Genomic DNA, 22117 nt, shown 5'->3' on the forward strand with positions numbered 1-22117 from the left:
TATCCCCAGTGCCCAGCAGGTGCGTCGGGGTGACCGCACTCGTAAGCTGTATCAGCCGCAGTCACGCCTTACCCAGCCGTCGGAGATCCCCGTGCCCAGCCCCTATCGCGCCCTGTTCGCCGCCCCCGGCAGCAAGGGCTTCTCCGCCGCGGGCTTCGTCGGCCGGATGCCGCTGTCCATGATGGGCATCGGCGTGGTCACGATGATCTCCCAGCTCACCGGTCGGTACGGCCTCGCGGGCGCGCTGTCGGCCACCATCGCGCTGTCCGCCGCGGCGATCGGGCCGCAGGTGTCCCGGCTGGTCGACCGGCACGGCCAGCGCCGCGTCCTGCGCCCGGCGACCCTGCTCGCGCTCGCCGCGGCGGCCGGACTGCTGTTCGCCGCGCACTACGGGTGGAGAGACTGGGTGCTGTTCGTCTGCGCCGCCGGGATCGGCGCGGTGCCGAGCCTGGGCGCGATGATCCGGGCCCGCTGGGCCGCCCTCTACCGGGGCACCCCGCAGCTGCACACCGCCTACTCGTTCGAGTCGGTCGTGGACGAGGTCTGCTTCATCTTCGGGCCGATCATCTCCATCGGCCTGTCCACGGCCTGGTTCCCGGAGGCGGGGCCGCTGCTGGCCGGCTGCTTCCTGGCCGCCGGCGTCTTCTGGCTGACCGCCCAGCGGGCCACCGAGCCCGCACCGCACCCGCGCGAGCAGCACGCCCGCGGTTCGGCGCTGCGGGCGCCCGGCCTCCAGGTGCTGGTGGCGACCTTCGTGGCCACCGGGGCGATCTTCGGGGCGGTCGACGTGGTGACCGTCGCCTTCGCCGACGAACGCGGCCACAAGGGCGCCTCCAGCGTCGTCCTGGCGTTGTACGCGGCGGGTTCCTGCGTGGCCGGAGCGGTCTTCGGGCTCATGCGGTTCGCGGGGAAGCCGGAACGCAGGTGGCTGCTGGGCATAGGTGCGATGGCCGTGAGTATGATCCCCCTCCTACTGGTCGGAAACTTGCCGCTTCTGGCCGTGGCGCTGTTCGTTGCGGGCCTGTCCATCGCACCAACGATGATCACGGCGATGTCCCTCATCGAAAAGCACGTACCTCGCGCGAAGCTCACCGAGGGCATGACCTGGGTGAGCACCGGCCTCGCGGTCGGGGTGGCGCTCGGCTCCTCGGTCGCCGGCTGGGTGATCGACGCGGCCGGGGCCCGCGCCGGGTACGGGGTTCCGGCCGTGTCCGGGGCCGTCGCGGTCGCGGTCGGTTTCCTCGGGTACCGCCGGCTCAACAGGCCGGTCACGGGTCGGGGAGGCACCGTTGAGCAGTACAGCGAGCGGGAAGAACGGCGCGTGGCGTAACTGGGGAGGGAATGTCACCGTCCGCCCCGCGCGGGAGGTCACGCCCGCCTCCGTGGACGAACTGGCGGCGGCGGTACGGCAGGCGGCGGAGGACGGTCTGAAGGTGAAGGCGGTCGGCAGCGGCCACTCCTTCACGTCGATCGCCGCGACCGACGGCGTCTCGATCCGCCCTCAGCTGCTGACCGGGATCCGCAACATCGACCGCAAGGCCATGACCGTCACGGTCGAGGCGGGCACCCCGCTCAGGAGACTCAACATGGCCCTGGCCCGCGAGGGCCTGTCGCTGACCAACATGGGCGACATCATGGAGCAGACGGTCTCCGGGGCCACCAGCACCGGCACCCACGGCACGGGCCGCGAGTCCGCCTCGCTCGCCGCCCAGATCCGGGAACTCGAACTGGTCACCGCCGACGGCTCGGTGCTCACCTGTTCCGAGCAGGGGACCGAAGAGGAACGCGCGATCTTCGCGGCCGCGCGGATCGGCCTCGGCGCGCTGGGGATCGTCACCGCGATCACTTTCGCCGTGGAACCGGTCTTCCTGCTCACCGCGCGTGAGGAGCCGATGCCCCTGGACCGGGTCCTCGCCGAGTTCGACCAGCTCTGGGCGGAGAACGAGCACTTCGAGTTCTACTGGTTCCCGCACACCGGCAACACCAACACCAAGCGCAACAACCGCAGCGCGGGTCCGCCGCAGCCGGTGGGGCAGCTGGCCGGCTGGTTCGAGGACGAGTTCCTCTCCAACGGCCTCTTCCACGGCGTGCAGTTGCTCGGCCGCGCGGTGCCCGCCGTCGTGCCGACGGCCGCCCGGATCTCCAGCAGGGCACTGTCCGCGCGGTCGTACACGGACATTCCCTACAAGGTCTTCACATCCCCGCGCCGGGTGCGCTTCGTGGAGATGGAGTACGCCGTGCCGCGCGAGGCGCTGGTGGACACGCTGCGGGAACTGAAGGCGATGGTCGACCGTTCCGGTCTCAGGATCAACTTCCCAGTCGAGGTCCGCACCGCCCCGGCCGACGACATCGCCCTGTCCACCGCCTCCGCCCGGGACAGCGCCTACGTCGCCGTGCACATGTTCCGGGGCACGCCGTACCAGGCGTACTTCACCGCCGCCGAGCGCATCTTCACCGCGCACGAGGGCCGCCCGCACTGGGGCAAGGTGCACACCCGGGACGCGGAGTACTTCGCGAAGGCCTACCCGCGCTTCGGCGAGTTCACCGCACTGCGGGACCGGCTCGATCCGGATCGGCTGTTCCAGAACGACTACTTGCGGAGGGTTCTGGGCCAGTAGCCGAGGACGCGGCGGGCGAGGGGGCCGTACCCGGCTCCCCGCTCGCGGACCCGCTCGAGGACGGGGCCGGCGTCGTGGCCCCCTCGCTCGCGGGCGTCCGGGACGCGTCCGAGGAGGACGACGGCGACGGGGCCGGCGAAGTGGCGGTACCGTCACCGGACTTCGGGTCGGGGGAGCCCGACGGGTCCGAGGGGCCCGGGGGATCCGAGGGGTCCGACGACTTCGAGGAGGTGGTGTCGCCGGTGACGGCGCCGCTGACCGTCGTACCGGAACCGCCGCTGAAGCTGCTGCCGGAGACCAGTTCACAGGTCGTGATGCCGGCCATGGTCACCGCGAACACCAGGGCCGCCGCGCACACCGGGCGCCGCCAGGTCCGCACCCGGGCGCGGTAGACGGTGCCCTCGGTGAACTCGCCGGGCGCCTGGGGCGCTTGCTCGCGGGGCCGGGTGGTCATCGTGGCGTCGCGCAGCTGCTCTCCGGTGCGCTTGAAGAAGTGCTGGAACAACGAGCCGCCGCAGGTGGCGACCACGCTGACGACTCCGGCGCCGAGGATCGTGCCGTACACCCCGGCACAGGACGCGAGTTTGGCGGCCACCACCGCGGCCACCGCGCCGCCCGCGACCTGGGGCACGCTGAGATCGATCCGCTTCGAACTTCCCTTCACCTCCTCCCCCGTACTGGTCTGGTCACCGAAACCGGGCCTTTCGCGCATTCCCGAACCTTGCCTGCCCTTCCCCTACTTGTTCGATCGACTGCATAAGAAAGGGACGTACGGACGAAACCATTAGTTCCGTTTCTGCGGATTGCGTGAAGTACGCCACGTTCAAGATCCCCCGAAGTGGGCAACCGGCGGCCAGGGAGGGGTCGTTGCCAGAAGTTGGGCGGCGCGCCAATCCACGCACGTGGCCCGAATGGAGTACTGTTGCGAGCCCTGGGTCCGGTCTCCCGCCAGGGCGTCCGGGGCCTTGCAGGACCGCCGGGAGGGGGCTAGTTGCACAGGGTGACGGTTTTGGTCACTTAGCGTTGCGAATAGGTAACCGTGCCATAACGGCGGTGCAGGGCCTGTGCCCGACACGCCGGGCAACTCGGCAAGGTTGTGGCAGGCTGCACCCGGGCAGGCCACACTCGACTAGCGGAAGCAGCGACGCACGTGACGTCGGCAGGCACCACCCGGGAGGTCCCCATGCCCGAACTGCGTGTCGTGGCCGTCTCCAATGACGGCACACGGCTGGTGCTCAAGGCTGCCGACTCTACGGAGTACACGCTTCCGATCGACGAACGGCTCCGTGCCGCCGTGCGCGGCGACCGGCCCCGGCTCGGCCAGATCGAGATCGAGGTCGAGAGCCATCTGCGGCCCCGAGACATCCAGGCGCGGATACGAGCGGGCGCGACCGCGGAAGAGGTCGCCCAGCTCGCCGGGATCCCCGTCGACCGGGTGCGGCGCTTCGAGGGTCCGGTACTGGCCGAGCGCGCCTTCATGGCCGAACGGGCCCGCAAGACGCCGGTCCGTCGGCCCGGCGAGAACTCCGGGCCGCTGCTCGGCGAGGCCGTCCAGGAGCGGCTGGTGCTGCGCGGTGCCGACAAGGACACCGTGCAGTGGGACTCCTGGCGCCGCGACGACGGCACCTGGGAAGTCCTGCTCGTCTACCGGGTCGCGAGCGAACCGCACTCGGCGAGCTGGACCTACGACCCGCCCCGGCGGCTGGTCCAGGCCGTCGACGACGAGGCGCGCTCGCTGATCGGCGAGTCCGACGACCTCGCCGTACCGGAGCCCAGCTTTCCGTTCGTGCCGCGGATCGCACGGCTGCCGCGCGACCGCCCGATGGACCGTTCCGGCGACCGGGACCGGCCGAGCCTGCCCGCGCAGTCGTCCGACCCCGTCGAGGAGACGGCCGGCGAGCGGGACTCGCTGACCAGCCTGCTGGAGGCGGTGCCGAGCTTCCGGGGCGACATGGTGGTCCCGGAGCGCCCCGCGGAGGTCGTCCCGGAGGAGCCACCCGCTCCGGAACCGGCGGAGGAGGAGCCCCCGGCCCCCGCGGCCTCGGCCGGCTCCGCCTACGCGGACGTCCTCATGCCGCGCTCCGTCGGCAGCCACCGTGACCGGCTGATCGGCGCCACCGACCGCCAGGCCGAGGCGGACGGCGTCCGCCCGGGCCGCCGGGCCGCCGTGCCGAGCTGGGACGAGATCGTCTTCGGGACGCGGCGCAAGAAGCAGGAGTAACAGCAGTCGTACGGCCGTACGAAGAGGGGGCACGCGCGCGTGCCCCCTCTCACCGCTGCCCTACTGCGGGTCGGGGCCGACCGCGACCGGACGGTCCGCGTCGGCGGACCACTCCGACCAGGAACCGACGTACAGCGCCGCCGGAATGCCCGCCACCGCCAACGCCAGCACCTCGTGTGCGGCCGAGACGCCCGAGCCGCAGTAGACGCCCACCGGGGCTGCCCCGGAGGCGCCCAGGGCCTTGAAACGGTCACTCAGCTCCCCGGCGGACCGGAAACGGCCGTCTGGGCCGACGTTCTCGGTGGTCGGCGCGGAGACGGCGCCCGGGATGTGGCCGCCGATCCGGTCGATCGGCTCCACCTCGCCCCGGTACCGCTCCCCCGCGCGGGCGTCGAGCAGCACGCCCGCGCGGGCCAGCGCGGCCGCCCCGTTCGCGTCGAGCAACTCCAGTGCACCGGGCGCCGGTTCGAAGTCACCCTCGGCCGGCTCGGCCGCGTCAGTCGAAAGAGCGCCTTCCCAGGACGGCAACCCGCCGTCCAGGACCCGCACTTCCGGGTGACCCGTCCAGCGCAGCAGCCACCACGCGCGCGCCGCCGCCCAGCCGGGTCCGCCGTCGTACACGACCACCGGCCGGTCCGCCGACACCCCCGCACGGCGCATCGCCGCCCCGAAGACTGCCAGGTCGGGCAGCGGATGGCGGCCGCGGCCCGCGGGCGCGGCGGCCAGCTCCGTGTCCAGGTCCACGTAGCCGGCGCCCGGCAGGTGCCCTGCGGCGTACTCGGCCCGGCCGTCGAAGGGCGCGGCGCCCGGCGTGGTCAGCTGCCAGCGCACGTCCAGCAGCACGGGCGGGTTCGGCCCGGTCAGGGCTTCGGCGAGTTCGGTTGCGGTGATGATGGCTTCCATGGCCCCATCCTTACGCCAGGGGTGGCCGCATCGTCCAGGTACGACTACTCTGCTCGGCCGGACAGGCTCGATCACCGGGCGTGCGGGATCGGGCACATGCTGTACGGCTGATGGACACCCGGCGGCAATCGGCCGGAAACGGGCGAGAAACGGCAGATCAGGCATCCTCGCGGCGAAGGCCGCCGCCACAGCCTGGACACAGGGCGCCACGGAGGGTGCGAGCATCGGCACGGGGCGTGCCCACGGCTGTGGCACAGCCGGTCCGGAGAGCGGAAGCGACACGGCCACCGCGAGGGGCCGAGGAGAGAGTGACGATGACCGAGGTACGGGGATCGGCCGGCCCGAACGGCGGTACACACGCTCGGCGCGCGCCCGGCACCCCCTGCTGGGTGAGTCTGATGGTGCACGGCTTGACCGCGACCGAGGAGTTCTACGAGGCCCTGTTCGGCTGGGAGTTCCAGCCCGGGCCGCAGCAGCTCGGCCCCTACGTCCGGGCGCTGCTGGACGGTCAGGAGGTCGCGGGCATCGGGCAGCTGCCGCCGGACCGCCGGCTGCCGATCGCCTGGACGCCGTACTTCGCCTCCGAGGACGTGGATCTGACGGCCGAGACGGTCCGGCTGTGCGGCGGCACGGTGGGCGTCGGCCCGCTGGACGCGGCCGAGGCCGGGCGGATGGCCATCGGCTCCGACCCGTCGGGCGCGGTGTTCGGCATCTGGCAGGCCTCCGCCCGCCTCGGCACGGCCGTCACCGGTGTCCCCGGCACACCCGCCTGGAACGAGCTGCTCACCTTCGAGACCGTGAGCGTCGCCAAGTTCTACGAGGCGGTGTTCGGCTACGCGGAGGAGCCGGTGGTGTCCGCCGACTTCGACTACGTGACCCTGCACGTCGAGGGCCGCCCGGTGGCCGGCATCCACGGGGTCGGGCTCTCACTGCCCCGGGACCGGGGGCCGCACTGGCTGACGTACTTCGAGGTGGCCGACGCGGACGCGGCCCTGCGCGAGGTCGCCGAGCTGGGCGGACAGGTGCTGAAGCCGGCCCGGGACAGCGCACACGGCCGGGTCGGCACGGTGGCCGACCCGGAGGGCGCGGTCTTCTCGGTGATCCAGAGCCCGCGCCGAGTCAGGTCGTGACGGGCAGGACGTCCGGGGAGAGGGCCGCCGCATGGGCCGACGTGGCGGTCATCCGGCGCCGGTGGTGGCGGCGGCACAGCACCTCGTAACCGACCTCCCCGGCCGACCCGTTGACATCGCCCACGACCACCTGGGCGCCCTCGACGACCATCTCGCCACCCACCGTGCGGGCGTTGTGGGTGGCGCGGGCGCCGCACCAGCACAGGGCCTCGACCTGGAGCACCTCGACCCGGTCGGCCAGCTCCACCAGCCGCTGGGAGCCGGGGAACAGCTTGGAGCGGAAGTCGGTGGTGATGCCGAACGCGTAGACGTCCAGGCCCAGATCGTCGACCACGCGCGCGAGCTGGTCGATCTGCTCCGGCGCCAGGAACTGTGCCTCGTCGGCGATGACGTAGTTCGCGCGGCCGCCCTGCGAGAGATGGTCGACCAGGTACGCGTACAGGTCCTGGCCGTCCTCGACCTCCACGGCGTCCGTGACCAGGCCGAGGCGGGAGGACAGCTTGCCGTGGCCGGCGCGGTCGTCACGGCTGAAGATCATGCCGACGAGGCCGCGGGCCGACCGGTTGTGCTCGATCTGCAGAGCCAGGGTCGACTTCCCGCAGTCCATCGTTCCGGAGAAGAAGACCAGCTCGGGCATGGGGAGTTGAGCACCTTTCGGGGGTGGTGGGATCAGGGGCGCTAGGAGCGTACTTCGAGCAGCGGGACGAGCTGCTCGACGGGGGTCATCGAGCCGTGGTTGCCGACCATGGCCGACTCCTTGGGCTCGCGCTCGGAGGCGATGATCAGGACGTCGTCGTGGGCGGCCGCGACGACGTCGCCGATCCGGCCGTACACCCGTTCGTCGAACCGGTCCGGCGGGCCGAACCAGCCGGCCGCGATCGCCTCGTCCCGGGAGGCCACCCAGAACTGCTCGCCGAGCACCTCGCGCCAGCAGGTCAGCACGTCGTTCTGGGCGCCCTGCACCGCGTAGACGTGCCGGGCGCGGCCCTCGCCGCCGAGCAGGGCGACGCCGGCCCGCAGTTCCCAGTCCTCGTCGAAGTCGATGCGGTGCTGCTCGTCGAACGGCACGTCGAGCATGCCGTGGTCGGCGGTGACGTACAGCGCGCTGCGCGCCGGGAGCTGCTCGGCGAGCCGCTGCACCAGCCGGTCGACGTGCATCAGCTGGCCGCGCCAGGTGTCGGAGTCGACGCCGTACCGGTGCCCGGCGCCGTCCAGTTCGGCGTAGTACGTGTACACCAGGGAACGGTCGGCGGCGGCCAGTTGCTCCGCCGCGAAGTCCATCCGCTCCTCGCCGGTGAGCCGCCCGTGAAACGTTCCGCCGCTGAGGGCGACCTTGGTGAGCGGGGTGTGCTCGAAGGTCGGGGAGGACACCTGGGCGGAGTGCACACCGGCGTCGGCGGCGAGCTGGAAGACGGTGGGGTACGGCTGCCAGGCGGCCGGGTCGGTCCACGGCTGCCAGCGCAGCTGGTTCATCAGCTCGCCGGTGGCCGGGTTGCGGACGGTGTAGCCGGGCAGGCCGTGCGCGCCGGGCGGCAGGCCGGTGCCGACGGAGGCGAGGGAGGTCGCGGTGGTCGCCGGGTAGCCTGCGGTGATCGGCCGTCCGGTGCCGCCGCGTGAGCTGCCGAGCAGCGAGGCCAGGAAGGGCGCCTCGTCGGGGTGGGCCCTGAGCTGTTCCCAGCCCAGCCCGTCGACCAGGAAGACGCAGTTGCGGTCGGCCGCGGTCAGTTCCGTGATGGACGCGGTCATTCCGGGTACGGCCATCCCGGCGGCCAGGGTGGGCAGCAGGTCGGCGAGGGAGCCGCTGCCGTACTCGGGCAGCGGCGCGGAGCCGAGGGCCAGCGGTTCCGGATGGTCCCAGGTGGCGTACGCCATCAGTGCGTGACGTCCGCGGTCGCCTCGGAGATGGCCTGGGCGAAGGCGAGCGCCTGGCGCACCGTCTCCGGGCCGTCCCCCGCCTCGCTGACGCGCAGGCTGAGGTCGTCCGCCGTGGAGTTGCCCGTGTAGCCGTGGTCGGCCTCGCAGTTGGGGTCGCCGCAGGCGGCGGGCTCCAGATCGATACGGGAGACGGCGCCCCAGCCGATGGTCAGCACGATCTCGCGGGGCAGAGTGCCCGGCGTGTACTGCTCCGGGTTGGCCACCACCCGGCTGACCACGACCGACGAGATCCGGCTGAGCTTCACCGACTCGGTCGAGGTGGTGGCGTACGGCGTCGGGGAGGTGGTGTCGGCGGCCTGCTCGTCGGTGTGGCTGACGATGAAGCGGTTGCCGGTGAGGACGAGCACGGTCACGTGCCGCCGCACCTCGTTCTGGTCGAACGTCGTCTCCTGGTGGACCAGGTACGACCGGATCGGCTCACCGCCCACGGAAGCCTCCACCGCCTCGGCCACGAGGGCCGGGTAGTAGCCGCTGCGCTCGATCGCGACGCGCAGCCCCTGGGTCGTCGTACTGGTCTTGGCCATGGCGTCCATCCTAATCCGTGGGCAAGGGGGGTCCGGGCCAGTCGACGCACCCTCTTGGAAAGCCACCGCGGGGACGGGTGTTCGCGGCGGTCAGTAGGCGGGCAGGGTCCGCGGACCCAGGTCGTCGCGGGCGGGCGGGGGCGCCAGGCGGACGGTGGCACCGAGGACGCTGACGCCGTGCCGGGCGACCACGACCGGTTCCAGGGTGACCGCGACCACCTCGGGATGGTCGTCGACCAGTCTGGAGACGCGCAGCAGCAGCTCCTCCAGGGCGGGCGTGTCGACGGGGGCCGAGCCGCGCCAGCCGAACAGCAGGGGCGCGGTCCGGATCGACCGCACCAGCGAGGTCGCGTCCCGGTCGGTCACCGGGACCAGCCGGTGGGCCGTGTCCCCGAGCAGTTGCGAGGCGGCCCCGGCCAGCCCGAAGGACAGCACGGCCCCGGCCGCCGGGTCGATCACGGCCCGTACGACGGTGTCCACGCCCCGGGGTGCCATCCGCTGGACCACCGGGCGCAGTTCCCCCGGCGGCCCGAACAGCTCGGTCAACTCGGTGTACGCCCGGCGCAGTTGCTCCTCGTCCGCCAGGTCCAGCCGGACTCCGCCCAGGTCGGCGCGGTGGCGCAGGTGCGGGGCGGTGGCCTTGAGGGCGACCGGGTAGCCGAGGTCGCGGGCGGCCGCGACGGCGGCCTCGGGGGTCGGGGCGGCCAGTGCGCGGTGCACGGCGACGCCGTACCTGCCGAGCAGCTCGCAGGTCTCCTCGGTGCCGAGGGTGAGCCCCTCCCCGCGCTCCAGCAGGGCGCCGATCAGCTCGGCGGCCCCCTTCTCGTCGATGTCGTCGTACTCGGGCACCTTCCCGGGGTCGGCGGCCTCCCGCCGCCACTGCGCGTACTTCACCGCTTCGGCGAGGGCCCGGACGGCACGCTCGGCGGCGGGATAAGCGGGGATCAGCCGGGAGCAGGGGTGGGGATGGGGGGGCTTGGCGGCCTCGGCGACGGCGGCGGGGGGCGTCTGGGCTCCTGTCTCCACCGGGGTGGGCAGTCGTTGCGCAGGCCGGAACAGCTGGACGCCGGGTGCCATGACAGCCGTCTGCGGTGCGGTGCGGCCGGCGGCCGAGAGCGCCTCCGCGAGCCCTCCGAGCTCCACATGCACCACCAGCACCGGCTTCCCGGGCACCACCTCGGCGGCCGACCGCAGCGCCTCCGCCAGCTCCGCGTCCGCGACCGCCCCCTCCCCGATCGTCGGGATGGCCGTGACGACCACCGCGTCGCACGACTCGTCCGCCAGCGCCTCCGACAGCGCCCGGTGGAAGTCCGCGGGGGTCGCCATGGTCGTCAGGTCCAGCGGCGGCGCCGGCCGGAGCCCCTCCGCCAGGCACCGGTCGTAGGTCAGCAGCCCCAGCGACTCGGAGTTCCCGAGGATCGCCACCCGGGGCCCGGCCGGCAGCGGCTGCCGCGCGAGCAGCAGTCCCGCGTCGACCAGCTCCGTGATCGTGTCGACGCGGATCACCCCGGCCTGCCGGAGCAGCGCGGACACCGTGGCGTGCGGCAGCCGCGTGGCCCGTACCGCGTGCCCCTGCGGCGCCGAACCGGCGCTCTGCACCACGACCAGCGGCTTCGCCGCCGCCGTGCGCCGCGCGAGGCGGGTGAACTTGCGCGGGTTGCCGATGGACTCCAGGTACATGAGGACGACGTCGGTCTCGACGTCGTCGTACCAGTACTGGAGGACGTCGTTGCCGGACACGTCCGCACGGTTACCGGACGACACGAAGGTCGACACGCCCGTGGTCCCGGTGACGCCGCCGCCGCGCCGGTGCAGCCGGGACAGCAGGGCGATCCCGATGGCGCCGGACTGGGCGAAGAGGCCGATCCGGCCGGGGCGGGGCATCTCGGGCGCGAGGGAGGCGTTCAGCCGTACGTCGGCGGCGGTGTTGATGATCCCGAAGGCGTTCGGCCCGATGATCCGCATGCCGTACGTGCGCACGTGCCGGACGAGTTCGCGCTGGCGTTCGCGGCCGTCCGGACCGCTCTCGGCGTACCCGGCGGCGAGGACGACAAGCCCCTGGACGCCGTGTTCGCCGCAGTCGGTGACGGCGTCCGGGACCTGCTCGGCCGGTACGGCGACCACGGCGAGGTCGACCGGCTCGCCGATGTCGCGCACGGAGCGGTGCGCGGGCACCCCGTCGACCTCCTTGAGGTCCTCGGGGAAGGCCTGGTTCACGGCGTGCAGCCGGCCGGTGAAGCCGGCGTCCCGGAGGTTGCCGAGGACGCTGCGGCCCACGCCGCCGGGCGCCCGGCCGACGCCGATCACGGCCACCGAACCGGGGGTCAGGAGCCGTCGTACCGAACGGGCCTCGGCCCGCTGCTCCCGCGCGCGCTGGACGGCGACCGAGCGGTCCGTGGGCTCCAGGTCGAACTCCAGGCGGACCACGCCGTCCTCGAAGCTGCGCTGCTGGGTGTAGCCGGCGTCCGTGAACACCTTGATCATCTTGCTGTTGGCGGGCAGCACCTCGGCGGCGAACCGGCGGATACCGCGCTCCCGTGCGACGGCCGCGATGTGCTCCAGGAGGGCGGAGGCGACGCCCCGGCCCTGGTGGGCGTCCTGGACGAGGAAGGCGACCTCGGCCTCGTCGGCGGGCGCGGAGGCGGGCATGCCGTCGGCGCCAATGCGGTCATAGCGTACGGTGGCGATGAACTCGCCGCCGATGGTGGCCGCGAGTCCCACCCTGTCCACAAAGTCGTGGTGCGTGAAGCGGTGGACGTCCTTGGCGGAGAGCTTGGGGTACGGCGCGAAGAAGCGGTAGTACTTCGACTCGGCCGAGACCTGCTCGTAGAAGCTGACCAGGCGGTCGGCGTCGTCGACGGTGATGGGCCGGACGCGCGCGGTACCACCGTCGCGCAGCACCACGTCCGCCTCCCAGTGGGCGGGGTACTCGTGCCGGTCCTGCCGGTCCGCCGGGGTCTGCATGGGCCCCAGAGTACGGCTCGCGTCCGACAGTGGCGCGAGGCAGTCTGTGGAGGACGGAAGTCGGGCCGAGGCCGCGGTCCGACGACACACCCGGAAGGACTCACGTCCGCTCCGGGCATGCTTCACGATATGGGAAACTGGTCTAGACAACCCTGAACACCGAAGGGCAGCATCACATGGCTGAGCGCCGCGTCAACGTCGGCTGGGCCGAGGGTCTCCACGCCCGCCCCGCTTCCATCTTCGTCCGAGCCGCCACGGCCACAGGCGTCCCGGTGACGATCGCCAAGGCCGGGGGCAACCCCGTCAACGCGGCCTCCATGCTGGCTGTCCTGGGCCTGGGCGCCAAGGGCGGCGAGGAGATCGTCCTCGCCTCCGACACCGAGGGCGCGGACGCCGCCCTCGACCGCCTGGCCAAGCTGGTCGCCGAGGGTCTCGAGGAGCTCCCCGAGACCGTCTGAGCGCCATAGCGCCCGCACGGCGGAGGCCGCGCCGCCCCTCCTGGGGCGGCGCGGCCTCCGCCGTTCCCGCCGCCCGTGACCTCTTCCGGCGCCGGCCTCCATGAAGGGCCACCCTTTATACGGGGCCGGACATCGCGTTATGCGGGCCGGACATCGCGCCGGGCGCAGTTAATTCCCCGTCGGGCACGCCGATGACGCGCCACCGGAAATTCCGGGCGCGCCCGAAATAAGGGCGACGGGGACCGGCAGAGGGCAACGGAAATACCGCTCCACCGAATAACACTTCTTTGTATACGGTGCCCGTGTTAATGCCGCAGGCCCGACATGTTTACGGGATGTTGCGAAGTCCTCACACCGTTCGCCCGGTCCGTGCCGCCGGAAAAGCGCAACCGGTGGGAGACCGCGGACCGCTCGGTGTGCAGCGCGGTGATCGCCCGCGCGCGTTCGCTGTCGCCGCGCGTCACCGCGTCCACGATGGCGCCGTGCTCGGCCCAGGACTCCACGGGGTTGGCGGGCGCGTCGACGGCGTACATCCAGGCGATCTTGTGCCGCAGCTGGGTGAGTGTCGAGGTGAGTGCGTGGCTGCCAGTGGCCTGGGCGAGCGTCTCGTGGAACCAGCCGCCCAGGGAGCGCAGGTCCTCGCTGCCGCCCCTGCGGGCCCGTTCCTGGCCCAGCCTGACCAGTCCGCGCAGCACCTTGAGGTGGGCCTCGGTACGGCGCTGGGCGGCCCGGGAGGCGCCGAGCGGCTCCAGGAGCAGGCGCATCTCCAGCAGGTCGGCGGCCTCCTGCTCGGTCGGTTCCGCGACGCACGCGCCCGCGTGCCGGCGCGTCACCACGAAGCCCTCGGCCTCCAGGGTGCGCAGGGCCTCGCGGACGGGGACGCGCGAGACGCCGTAGCGACGGGCCAGGAGTTCCTCGGTGAGCCGGCTGCCGCGCTCGTAGACACCCGCGACGATGTCGTCCCGGATCGCCGTGCATACCGAGTGCGCCGGAATACGCATGTCCGACCTCCGCCTTAATCCCCGTGAAACGCCGCCGAGTGGCGTCCGTTCCGTGACTCTATTGCAATGGGCGGGAATTTCCGACGGCGGCCCTGAATCCATGCATATTTTTTGGACACCGGGGTCACGAAAACGACGAAAGCCCCGGCTCGGAGGGCCCGGAGCTTCGGGGCTGTCGCCCTGTGGCGTCACGTGTTCTTCGCCGGGGTCGTGTGTTTGGAGGTATGTGATGCGTCGGCGCAGAAACCGGCGCAGAAACGTTCATGCGGTGGTCGGGCGGGGCGTGCGCGCCGGAGTTCGCGGGAGGCGTGCACGTCGGGGTCGCGCGCGGGAGGCGTGCACGCCAGGGGCCCGCGCGGGAGGCTTGCACGCCAGGGGCCCGCGCGGGAGGCTTGCACGCCGAGGTCGTGCGGGCGAGGGTGCACGCCGGGCTCGCACAACGCGCACGCCGTGGTGTGACGCGCGCCCTGCGCCCTGCGCCCCGCGCTCACGCGATGGCCGCGCCGGGCGTGCGCGCCGTAACCCGCGTGGGGCGTGCGCGCGGTACCGCGCGCCCCGCGTGCGCGCCGTGGTCGGTCAGACGTTCACGCCGTGCTTGCGGAGGTAGGCGACCGGGTCGACGTCCGAGCCGTACTCCGGAGTCGTGCGGGCCTCGAAGTGGAGGTGGGGGCCGGTCACGTTGCCGGTCGCGCCGGAGAGGCCGATCTGCTGGCCCGGGGTGACCTTCTGGCCCACCGAGACGCCGATCGACGACAAGTGGCCGTACTGGGTGTACATGCCGTCGGCCATCTTGATGACGATCTGGTTGCCGTAGGACCCGCCCCAGCCGGTGGAGACGACCGTGCCGGTGCCGACGGCGTGCACCACCGTGCCGGTGGCCGCGTGGAAGTCGATGCCGGTGTGGGCGCCGGAAGACCACAGGGAGCCGCCGGTCTTGTAGCCGGTGGAGACGTACGAGTCGGAGATCGGCGCGACAAAGGCGTTGAGGCGCTTGCGCTCCGCCTCCCGCGCGGCGCGGGCCTCGGCCTCGCGCTCCTTCTTGGCCTTCTCCGCCGCCTTCTTGCGTGCGGCCTTTTCGGCCGCCTTGCGCTCGGCGGCGGCCGTCTGCGCGGCGGCCTGGGCGTCGATCTGGTCCGCGACCGAGTCGCTGACGGTGATGACCGGGGTGAGGCCGGTCTGCTCGACGGAGTTCTCGGCGGCGAGCGCCGGGGCGGCCGAGACGGTGCCGATGACACCCGTGGTGGTGAGGGCCGCGATACCGGCGGCCTGCGCGGTGGTGCGCTTCACCCGGCCGGGACGACGGTGCTTCCCGGAGGCGCACATGAACGCCATGTAGAGGCTGGTCCTTTCCTTCCCTCTCGCCTACCGGGTTAGCTGACGGGTTCGGAGCAGGAAGGTCTCCTACGGGCCCCCTCGCGGCTCGCGCGGGCGCCCGATTCACCCCAGGGACTGCGTGGGTCCCCGGCTCCCCTGGCTCGCGCCGTACGGGGACTCGGCGATGACTGTCCGGTGCCGCGGGTGCGGCGCAGTGCCTGGCGGACAGCCCGGAAGAACCTACGAGGACGTTCTCGTAATCCTCAAACGGAACGCGGATTTTGTCGCGCATCCCACAGGGCAGACAGGCAACCTCCGCCCCAATTCGGACATTTCAGAGCCCTGGTGACCGGATGGTCACCAGGGCTCTGCGCGCGCGTGCCGTTACTCCGCGGCGACGACCGTCACTTCGCCGATGCCGAGGGCCTCGACGGGCTCCTTGATCTGTGCCGCGTCGCCGACGAGGACGGTCACCAGGTGGTCGACCGGGAAGGCGTTCACGACCGCCGCGGTGGCCTCCACGGTGCCGGTGGCGGCCAGTTGCCGGTAGAGCGTGGCCTGGAAGTCGTCGGGCAGATGCTGCTCGACCTGGTCGGCCAGGGTGCCGGCGACGGCCGCCGCCGTCTCGTACTTGAGCGGCGCGACACCGACGAGGTTCTGCACGGCGACGTCGCGCTCGGCGTCCGTGAGGCCCCCGGAGGCGAGGGTGCGCAGCACCGTCCACAGGTCCTGGAGCGCCGGGCCGGTGTTCGGGGTGTCCACGGAGCCGCTGATGGCGAGCATCGCGGCGCCGCTGCCGTCGGGAGCGGACCGCAGGACCTGCCCGAAGGCGCGGACGCCGTAGGTGTAGCCCTTCTCCTCGCGCAGGACGCGGTCCAGGCGCGAGGTGAGGGTGCCGCCCAGGCAGTAGGTGCCGAGCACCTGGGCGGGCCAGACGCGGTCGTGCCGATCGGCGCCGACGCGGCCGATGAGCAGCTGCGTCTGGACGGCTCCGGGGCGGTCCACGATGACGACACGGCCGGTGTCGTCGGCGGAGACCGAGGGCACCGGCCGGGGCTGGGCGGTGGAGCCGCGCCAGGCGCCCAGGGTCTCGCCGAGCAGCTCGTCCAGGTCGATGCCGGTCAGGTCGCCGACGACGACCGCGGTGGCGGTGGCCGGCCGCACGTGCCGGTCGTAGAACGCGCGTACGGCGGCTGCGTCGATCTTCTCTACGGTGTCCTCGGTGCCCTGGCGCGGACGGGACATCCGCGTGGTCGACGGGAACAGTTCCTTGTAGAGCTGCTTGGCAGCCCGGCGGCTGGGGTTGGCCAGCTCGTGCGGGATCTCGTCGAGGCGGTTGCGGACCAGCCGCTCGACCTCGCTGTCGGCGAAGGCGGGTGCCCTGAGCGCGTCGGAGAGCAGCCCGAGCCCCTTGCCCAGGCGGGAGGCAGGGACCTCCAGGCTGAGCCGGACGCCGGGGTGGTCGGCGTGTGCGTCGAGGGTGGCGCCGGCCCGCTCCAGCTCGGCGGCGTAGTCCTCGGCGGAGTGCTTGTCGGTGCCCTCGGAGAAGGCGCGCGCCATGATCGTGGCGACGCCGTCCAGGCCGGCCGGCTCGGCGTCCAGGGGCGCGTCCAGAAGCACCTCGACGGCGACGACCTGCTGGCCGGGGCGGTGGCAGCGCAGCACGGTCAGACCGTTGTCCAGGGCGCCGCGCTCGGGTGCCGGGAAGGCCCAGGGCCGGGCCTCGCCCGCTTGGGGCCGGGGGTGGAATTCCATGGTGGCGAGCTCGGTCACTTGGCCGTCTCCTCGTCGTCGTGCTCGGCGGTGGCGGCCTCGACCGTGGCCTCCGCCTCGGGGTCCTCGGGTACGTCGGCGTCCTCGACCGTCTCCGGGGACTTGGGCTCGTAGACGAGCACCGCGCGGTTGTCCGGCCGCAGCCGGGCCTTGGCGACCTCCTGGACCTCTTGCGGGGTCACCGCGAGGACGCGCTGGACGGCGGTCAGGGCGAGCTGCGGGTCGCCGAACAGGACGGCGAACCGGCACAGTTCGTCCGCGCGGCCGGCGACGGTGCCCAGCCGGTCCAGCCACTCGCGCTCCAGCTGGGCCTGGGCGCGTTCCATCTCCTCGGGTGTGGGACCCTCCTCGGCGAACCGGGCGAGCTCCTCGTCGATGGCGGTCTCGATGACCGGCACCTCGACGTCACCGGAGGTCTTCACGTCCAGCCAGCCCAGGGAGGGCGCGCCGGCGAGCCGCAGCAGGCCGAAGCCGGCGGCGACGGCCGTACGGTCGCGCCGTACGAGGCGGTTGTAGAGGCGGGAGGACTCGCCGCCGCCGAGGACGGTGAGGGCCAGGTCGGCCGCGTCGGACACGCGCGTGCCGTCCTCGGGGAGCCGGTAGGCGGCCATCAACGCGCGCGCGGGCACCTCCTCCACGACGACCTCGCGCAGCTGCTCGCCCATGATGTCGGGCAGCGAGCCGTCGCGCGGGGCGGGCTTGCCGTCGTGCGCCTGGATGGAACCGAAGTACTTCTCGATCCAGGCGAGGGTCTGCTGGGGGTCGATGTCGCCGACCACCGAGAGCACCGCGTTGTTGGGCGCGTAGTAGGTACGGAAGAACGCCCGCGCGTCCTCCAGGGTGGCCGCGTCCAGGTCGGCCATCGAGCCGATCGGCGTGTGGTGGTAGGGGTGGCCCTCCGGGTAGGCGAGGGCGGTCAGCTTCTCGAAGGCGGTGCCGTAGGGGACGTTGTCGTAGCGCTGGCGGCGCTCGTTCTTGACGACGTCCCGCTGGTTCTCCATGGACTCGTCGTCCAGGGCGGCGAGCAGGGAGCCCATACGGTCGGCCTCGAGCCAGAGGGCGAGCTCCAGCTGGTGGGCGGGCATGGTCTCGAAGTAGTTGGTGCGCTCGAAGCTGGTGGTGCCGTTGAGCGAGCCGCCGGCGCCCTGGACGAGCTCGAAGTGGCCGTTGCCCTTCACCTGGGCGGAGCCCTGGAACATCAAGTGCTCGAAAAGGTGAGCCAGGCCGGTACGTCCCTTGACTTCGTGCCGGGAGCCGACGTCGTACCAGAGGCAGACCGCCGCGACCGGGGTCAGGTGGTCCTCGGAGAGCACCACGCGCAGACCGTTGGCCAAGCGGTGCTCGGTCGCTGTCAGGCCTCCGGAGCCTGTCTCGGCCGTGGTCGTGTGACCCATGGGCATGTACGTCCCTTCACTCGCGTCACTCACTCGCGGAAGCGGTCTCGAACCGCGGTTTTCCTGCCGGTCCTGCCACTGTATGCAAGCGCGCCGGGACCCGGCGAAGTTCCCGCACCACGTACGCCCACAGCGGATCGCGTAGCCTGCGTCCGACCCGCTCCCGAACGCCTCCGAGGCACCGGGGCGGGCCGCGGAGGCCGGGGCCTGGCCCGGGTTGTCAGTACCGCGGTCCACAATGGTCAGCGTCAGATCCCGTTCACGCATGAGCAAGGAGCCGGCAGCGATGGCCCGCCGCAGCACGAAGACCCCGCCGCCCGACGACTCGTACGAGGAGAGGATCCTCGACATCGACGTCGTGGACGAGATGCGCGGCTCCTACCTCGAGTACGCGTACTCGGTCATCTACTCGCGCGCTCTGCCGGACGCCCGCGACGGCCTGAAGCCGGTGCACCGCCGCATCGTCTACCAGATGAACGAGATGGGTGTGCGCCCCGACCGCGCCTACGTGAAGTGCGCGCGCGTGGTCGGCGAGGTCATGGGCAAGCTGCACCCGCACGGCGACGCGTCGATCTACGACGCGCTGGTGCGTATGGCCCAGCCGTTCTCGATGCGCGTCCCGCTGGTCGACGGCCACGGCAACTTCGGCTCCCTGGGCAACGACGACCCGCCGGCCGCCATGCGGTACACCGAGTGCCGGATGGCCGAGGCGACCAGCCTGATGACCGAGTCGATCGACGAGGACACGGTCGACTTCTCGCCCAACTACGACGGCCAGGAGCAGGAACCGGTGGCGCTGCCCGCCGCGTTCCCGAACCTGCTGGTGAACGGCTCGTCGGGCATCGCCGTCGGCATGGCGACCAACATGCCGCCGCACAACCTGGGCGAGGTGATCGCGGCCGCCCGCCACCTGATCCGCTATCCGAACGCGGACCTGGACACGCTGATGAAGCACGTGCCGGGCCCCGACCTGCCCACCGGCGGGCGGATCGTCGGCCTGGAGGGCATCCGGGACGCGTACGAGACGGGCCGAGGCACCTTCAAGATCCGGGCCACGGTGGCGGTGGAGGCGGTGACGGCCCGCCGCAAGGGCCTGGTCATCACCGAACTGCCCTTCACGGTCGGCCCCGAGAAGGTCATCGCCAAGATCAAGGACCTGGTCAACTCCAAGAAGCTGCAGGGCATCGCCGACGTCAAGGACCTCACCGACCGCGAGCACGGGCTGCGTCTGGTCGTCGAGATCAAGAACGGCTTCGTGCCGGAGGCGGTCCTGGAGCAGCTCTACAAGCTGACGCCGATGGAGGAGTCCTTCGGCATCAACAACGTCGCCCTGGTGGACGGCCAGCCGCTCACCCTGGGCCTCAAGGAACTGCTCGAGGTCTACCTCGACCACCGCTTCAACGTGGTCCGCCGCCGCAGCGAGTTCCGCCGCACCAAGCGCCGGGACCGCCTCCACCTGGTCGAGGGTCTGCTCACGGCCCTGGTCGACATCGACGAGGTCATCCGGCTGATCCGCTCCAGCGACAACAGCGCGCAGGCCAAGGAACGCCTGATGGAGCGCTTCTCGCTGTCGGAGATCCAGACCCAGTACATCCTGGACACGCCGCTCCGCCGGCTGACCAGGTACGACCGCATCGAGCTGGACGCGGAGAAGGAGAAGCTCACCGCGGAGATCGCCGAGCTGACCCGGATCCTGGAGTCGGACGCGGAGCTGCGCAAGCTGGTCTCGGCCGAACTGGCCGCGGTGGCGAAGAAGTTCGGCACCGAGCGGCGCACGGTCCTGCTGGAGGCCTCCGGTGCCCCGGCAGCCTTGGTGCCGCTCCAGGTGGCCGACGACCCGTGCCGGGTGCTGCTCTCCTCGACGGGCCTGCTGGCGCGGACGACGAACGGCGAGCCGTTCCCGGAGGACGCCGACGGCAGGCGGGCCAAGCACGACGTGATCGTCTCGGCGGTCCCGGCGACCGCCCGCGGCGAGGTCGGCGCGGTGACCTCGTCCGGCCGCCTGCTCCGCGTCAACGTGGTCGACCTCCCGCAGCTCCCGGAGACGGCGACCGCCCCGACCCTCGCGGGCGGCGCGCCCCTGTCCGAGTTCCTCTCCCTGGAGGACGACGAGTCGGTGGTCTGCCTGACCACGCTGGACGAGTCGTCACCGGGTCTCGCCCTCGGCACCGAACAGGGCGTGGTCAAGCGCGTGGTCCCCGACTACCCGTCCAACAAGGACGAGTTGGAGGTCATCACCCTCAAGGAGGGCGACCGGATCGTCGGCGCGATGGAACTGCGCACCGGCGAGGAGGACCTGGTGTTCATCACGGACGACGCGCAGCTGCTGCGCTACCAGGCCTCCCAGGTGCGCCCGCAGGGCCGCCCGGCGGGCGGTATGGCGGGCGTCAAGCTCACGGAGGGCGCGAAGGTCATCTCCTTCACGGCGGTGGACCCGGCGGCCGACGCGGTGGTCTTCACGGTGGCCGGTTCGCGCGGCACGCTCGACGACTCGGTGCAGACGACGGCCAAGCTCACCCCGTTCGACCAGTACCCGCGCAAGGGCCGCGCCACCGGCGGGGTGCGCTGCCAGCGGTTCCTGAAGGGCGAGGACTGCCTGGCCTTCGCCTGGGCGGGCCCGGTGCCGGCGAAGGCGGCCCAGAAGAACGGCACGCCGGCGGACCTCCCGGAGGCCGACCCGCGCCGGGACGGCTCGGGTGTCTCGCTGCCGAAGACGGTGTCGGTGGTGGCAGGCCCGGTCTAAGCCCCGCAACCACCTTCCTCAGGGCCTTCCTCAAGGCCCGGTACGTAGCGCAGGACGCCCCACATGCCGTGCTCGTCGGCGTGCGGGGCGTCGCTCGTACACGCGTCCAGTTCCTTGCGCAGGGCGGGCGCGTCGATGCCGGAGCCGATCAGCACGAGTTGCGTCAGCCGCTCCTCGTCCCGCCCCCAGGGCTCCGGGTAGAACCGCAGAAACCGCCCCACGGCATGCACGGCGTACCGGTTCCCGGTGTCGTACGGCCCGAAGTCGACGTACCCCTTGATCCGGTAGAGCCCCTCGGGCCGGCTGTCGAGGAAGGCCATGAGCCGACGGGGGTCGAGGGGCCGGCCGGAGACGAAGGACAGGCTGTCGTACCGGGTGTGCAGGTGTCCCGCGTGCTCATCGCCTTCTCGATGCTCGTGCAGGTCGTCGAAGGACAGTTGCCCGATGCGCTCCTCGCCCGGCCGGCAGTCGAAGAGGAACTCGGGGTCGATACGGCCGTAGGTGGCCGGGACGACGGCGGCCCCGTGGTCGCTGAGCGACCGCACGAGCCCCAGGACATCCTCGCCGCCGCGCTCGGCCCGGTCGAGCTTGTTGACGACGACCAGGTCGGCGAGGGCGAGGTGCCGGTCGATCTCGGGGTGCTTCGCGCGCGTGTCGTCGAACTCGGCGGCGTCGACCACCTCGACGAGGCCGCCGTAGACGATGCCGGGGTGCTCGCTGGCGAGCAGCATCCGGACGAGTTCCTGGGGCTCGGCGAGACCGCTCGCCTCGATGACGATGACGTCGACACCGGTGGCGGGGCTAGCGAGCCGCTTCAGGTACAGGTCCAGGTCACTCGCGTCGACGGCGCAGCACAGGCAGCCGTTGCCGAGCGAGACGGTGGAGTCGCCGAGCGCGCCGGCCACGGCCATCGCGTCGATCTCGATGGCCCCGAAGTCGTTGACGATCGCCCCGATCCGGCTGCCTCCGCTGCGGTGCAGCAGGTGATTGAGGAGCGTGGTCTTCCCGGAGCCCAGGAATCCGGCGAGCACGACGACCGGGATCTGCTGGGGGCTGCGGTGGTGCTCCAACGGGGGCCTCTTTCGTGCGGGCGGGGGTGCGGGCCGGTCCAGGATAGGAAACGGCCCGCCGCCGAAAGC

17 protein-coding genes and 1 riboswitch are annotated in these 22117 nt (G+C 72.1%); of the genes, 6 read left to right on the forward strand and 11 right to left on the reverse strand.

What is annotated here, in order from left to right; genetic code table 11:
* Window positions 1-91: 91 nt before the first annotated feature.
* Together ACGFZQ_RS24275 and ACGFZQ_RS24280 are read left to right on the forward strand one after the other, a co-directional pair.
* A complete protein-coding gene (locus ACGFZQ_RS24275) occupies window positions 92-1330 on the forward strand; it encodes an MFS transporter (RefSeq protein WP_393842050.1) in 1239 nt (412 codons plus the stop codon).
* The gene (locus ACGFZQ_RS24280; RefSeq protein ID WP_393842051.1) at window positions 1290-2618 is read left to right on the forward strand and encodes a D-arabinono-1,4-lactone oxidase; all 1329 of its coding nucleotides are present in this window, start codon (window positions 1290-1292) and stop codon (window positions 2616-2618) included. The genes ACGFZQ_RS24275 and ACGFZQ_RS24280 overlap by 41 nt, the downstream gene beginning before the upstream one ends.
* Here the strand turns inward: ACGFZQ_RS24280 and ACGFZQ_RS24285 are convergent.
* Window positions 2542-3330 (reverse strand): hypothetical protein, encoded by a 789-nt coding sequence (locus ACGFZQ_RS24285; RefSeq protein WP_393842052.1) that lies wholly within the window; start codon window positions 3328-3330, stop codon window positions 2542-2544. The genes ACGFZQ_RS24280 and ACGFZQ_RS24285 overlap by 77 nt on opposite strands.
* 471 nt (window positions 3331-3801) lie before the next feature.
* On the opposite strand from ACGFZQ_RS24285, the gene sepH reads away from it, so the two are divergent.
* Window positions 3802-4839, forward strand: coding sequence for a septation protein SepH (gene sepH / locus ACGFZQ_RS24290; protein WP_351728532.1), 1038 nt, complete (start codon window positions 3802-3804; stop codon window positions 4837-4839).
* Window positions 4840-4899: 60 nt separating this feature from the next.
* On the opposite strand, the gene ACGFZQ_RS24295 is transcribed toward sepH, so the two are convergent.
* Window positions 4900-5742, reverse strand: coding sequence for a sulfurtransferase (locus tag ACGFZQ_RS24295; protein WP_393842053.1), 843 nt, complete (start codon window positions 5740-5742; stop codon window positions 4900-4902).
* A 314-nt stretch (window positions 5743-6056) separates the two neighbouring features.
* Here ACGFZQ_RS24295 and ACGFZQ_RS24300 point away from each other — a divergent pair, with 314 nt between their 5' ends.
* Complete coding sequence (locus ACGFZQ_RS24300) at window positions 6057-6872, forward strand: VOC family protein (RefSeq protein WP_393842054.1); 816 nt, start codon at window positions 6057-6059, stop codon at window positions 6870-6872.
* On the opposite strand, the gene ACGFZQ_RS24305 is transcribed toward ACGFZQ_RS24300, so the two are convergent.
* The 4 genes from ACGFZQ_RS24305 to ACGFZQ_RS24320 all read right to left on the reverse strand — a co-directional run bounded on the left by ACGFZQ_RS24305 (window position 6862) and on the right by ACGFZQ_RS24320 (window position 12295).
* On the reverse strand, window positions 6862-7509 hold the full coding sequence (locus tag ACGFZQ_RS24305) for a thymidine kinase (RefSeq protein ID WP_393842055.1): 648 nt from the start codon (window positions 7507-7509) through the stop codon (window positions 6862-6864). The two genes, ACGFZQ_RS24300 and ACGFZQ_RS24305, sit on opposite strands and share 11 nt — an antisense overlap.
* A 41-nt stretch (window positions 7510-7550) precedes the next feature.
* Window positions 7551-8744, reverse strand: coding sequence for an alkaline phosphatase family protein (locus ACGFZQ_RS24310; RefSeq protein ID WP_393842056.1), 1194 nt, complete (start codon window positions 8742-8744; stop codon window positions 7551-7553).
* On the reverse strand, window positions 8744-9340 hold the full coding sequence (locus ACGFZQ_RS24315; protein ID WP_351709936.1) for a DUF5998 family protein: 597 nt from the start codon (window positions 9338-9340) through the stop codon (window positions 8744-8746). Before ACGFZQ_RS24315 ends, ACGFZQ_RS24310 begins: the two co-directional genes overlap by 1 nt.
* Before the next feature lie 81 nt (window positions 9341-9421).
* Window positions 9422-12295 (reverse strand): GNAT family N-acetyltransferase, encoded by a 2874-nt coding sequence (locus tag ACGFZQ_RS24320; RefSeq protein WP_393842057.1) that lies wholly within the window; start codon window positions 12293-12295, stop codon window positions 9422-9424.
* Between the two features lie 176 nt (window positions 12296-12471).
* Here ACGFZQ_RS24320 and ACGFZQ_RS24325 point away from each other — a divergent pair, with 176 nt between their 5' ends.
* The gene (locus ACGFZQ_RS24325; RefSeq protein ID WP_393842058.1) at window positions 12472-12753 is read left to right on the forward strand and encodes an HPr family phosphocarrier protein; all 282 of its coding nucleotides are present in this window, start codon (window positions 12472-12474) and stop codon (window positions 12751-12753) included.
* 305 nt (window positions 12754-13058) lie between these two features.
* On the opposite strand, the gene ACGFZQ_RS24330 is transcribed toward ACGFZQ_RS24325, so the two are convergent.
* The 4 genes from ACGFZQ_RS24330 to ACGFZQ_RS24345 form a co-directional block, all read right to left on the reverse strand.
* Window positions 13059-13754 carry a GntR family transcriptional regulator gene (locus ACGFZQ_RS24330; protein ID WP_351709601.1) on the reverse strand — a complete coding sequence of 232 codons (696 nt, stop codon included), beginning with the start codon at window positions 13752-13754 and terminating at the stop codon, window positions 13059-13061.
* A 576-nt stretch (window positions 13755-14330) separates the two neighbouring features.
* Complete coding sequence (locus ACGFZQ_RS24335) at window positions 14331-15086, reverse strand: M23 family metallopeptidase (RefSeq protein ID WP_382545881.1); 756 nt, start codon at window positions 15084-15086, stop codon at window positions 14331-14333.
* Between the two features lie 12 nt (window positions 15087-15098).
* Window positions 15099-15262: riboswitch (cyclic di-AMP (ydaO/yuaA leader) on the reverse strand.
* 190 nt (window positions 15263-15452) lie between these two features.
* Window positions 15453-16841: a M16 family metallopeptidase gene (locus ACGFZQ_RS24340; RefSeq protein ID WP_382545884.1), complete on the reverse strand. Its 1389-nt coding sequence runs from the start codon at window positions 16839-16841 to the stop codon at window positions 15453-15455.
* Window positions 16838-18241 (reverse strand): pitrilysin family protein, encoded by a 1404-nt coding sequence (locus ACGFZQ_RS24345; protein WP_351709610.1) that lies wholly within the window; start codon window positions 18239-18241, stop codon window positions 16838-16840. Before ACGFZQ_RS24345 ends, ACGFZQ_RS24340 begins: the two co-directional genes overlap by 4 nt.
* Before the next feature lie 280 nt (window positions 18242-18521).
* Here ACGFZQ_RS24345 and ACGFZQ_RS24350 point away from each other — a divergent pair, with 280 nt between their 5' ends.
* Window positions 18522-20978, forward strand: coding sequence for a DNA topoisomerase (ATP-hydrolyzing) subunit A (locus tag ACGFZQ_RS24350; RefSeq protein ID WP_393842100.1), 2457 nt, complete (start codon window positions 18522-18524; stop codon window positions 20976-20978).
* Here the strand turns inward: ACGFZQ_RS24350 and ACGFZQ_RS24355 are convergent.
* A complete protein-coding gene (locus ACGFZQ_RS24355; RefSeq protein WP_393842059.1) occupies window positions 20975-22048 on the reverse strand; it encodes a CobW family GTP-binding protein in 1074 nt (357 codons plus the stop codon). The two genes, ACGFZQ_RS24350 and ACGFZQ_RS24355, sit on opposite strands and share 4 nt — an antisense overlap.
* Between the last annotated feature and the right edge of the window lie 69 nt (window positions 22049-22117).

The sequence above is a fragment of the Streptomyces sp. NPDC048254 genome, assembly GCF_043201895.1.
In the GTDB taxonomy this organism is placed as follows: domain Bacteria; phylum Actinomycetota; class Actinomycetes; order Streptomycetales; family Streptomycetaceae; genus Streptomyces.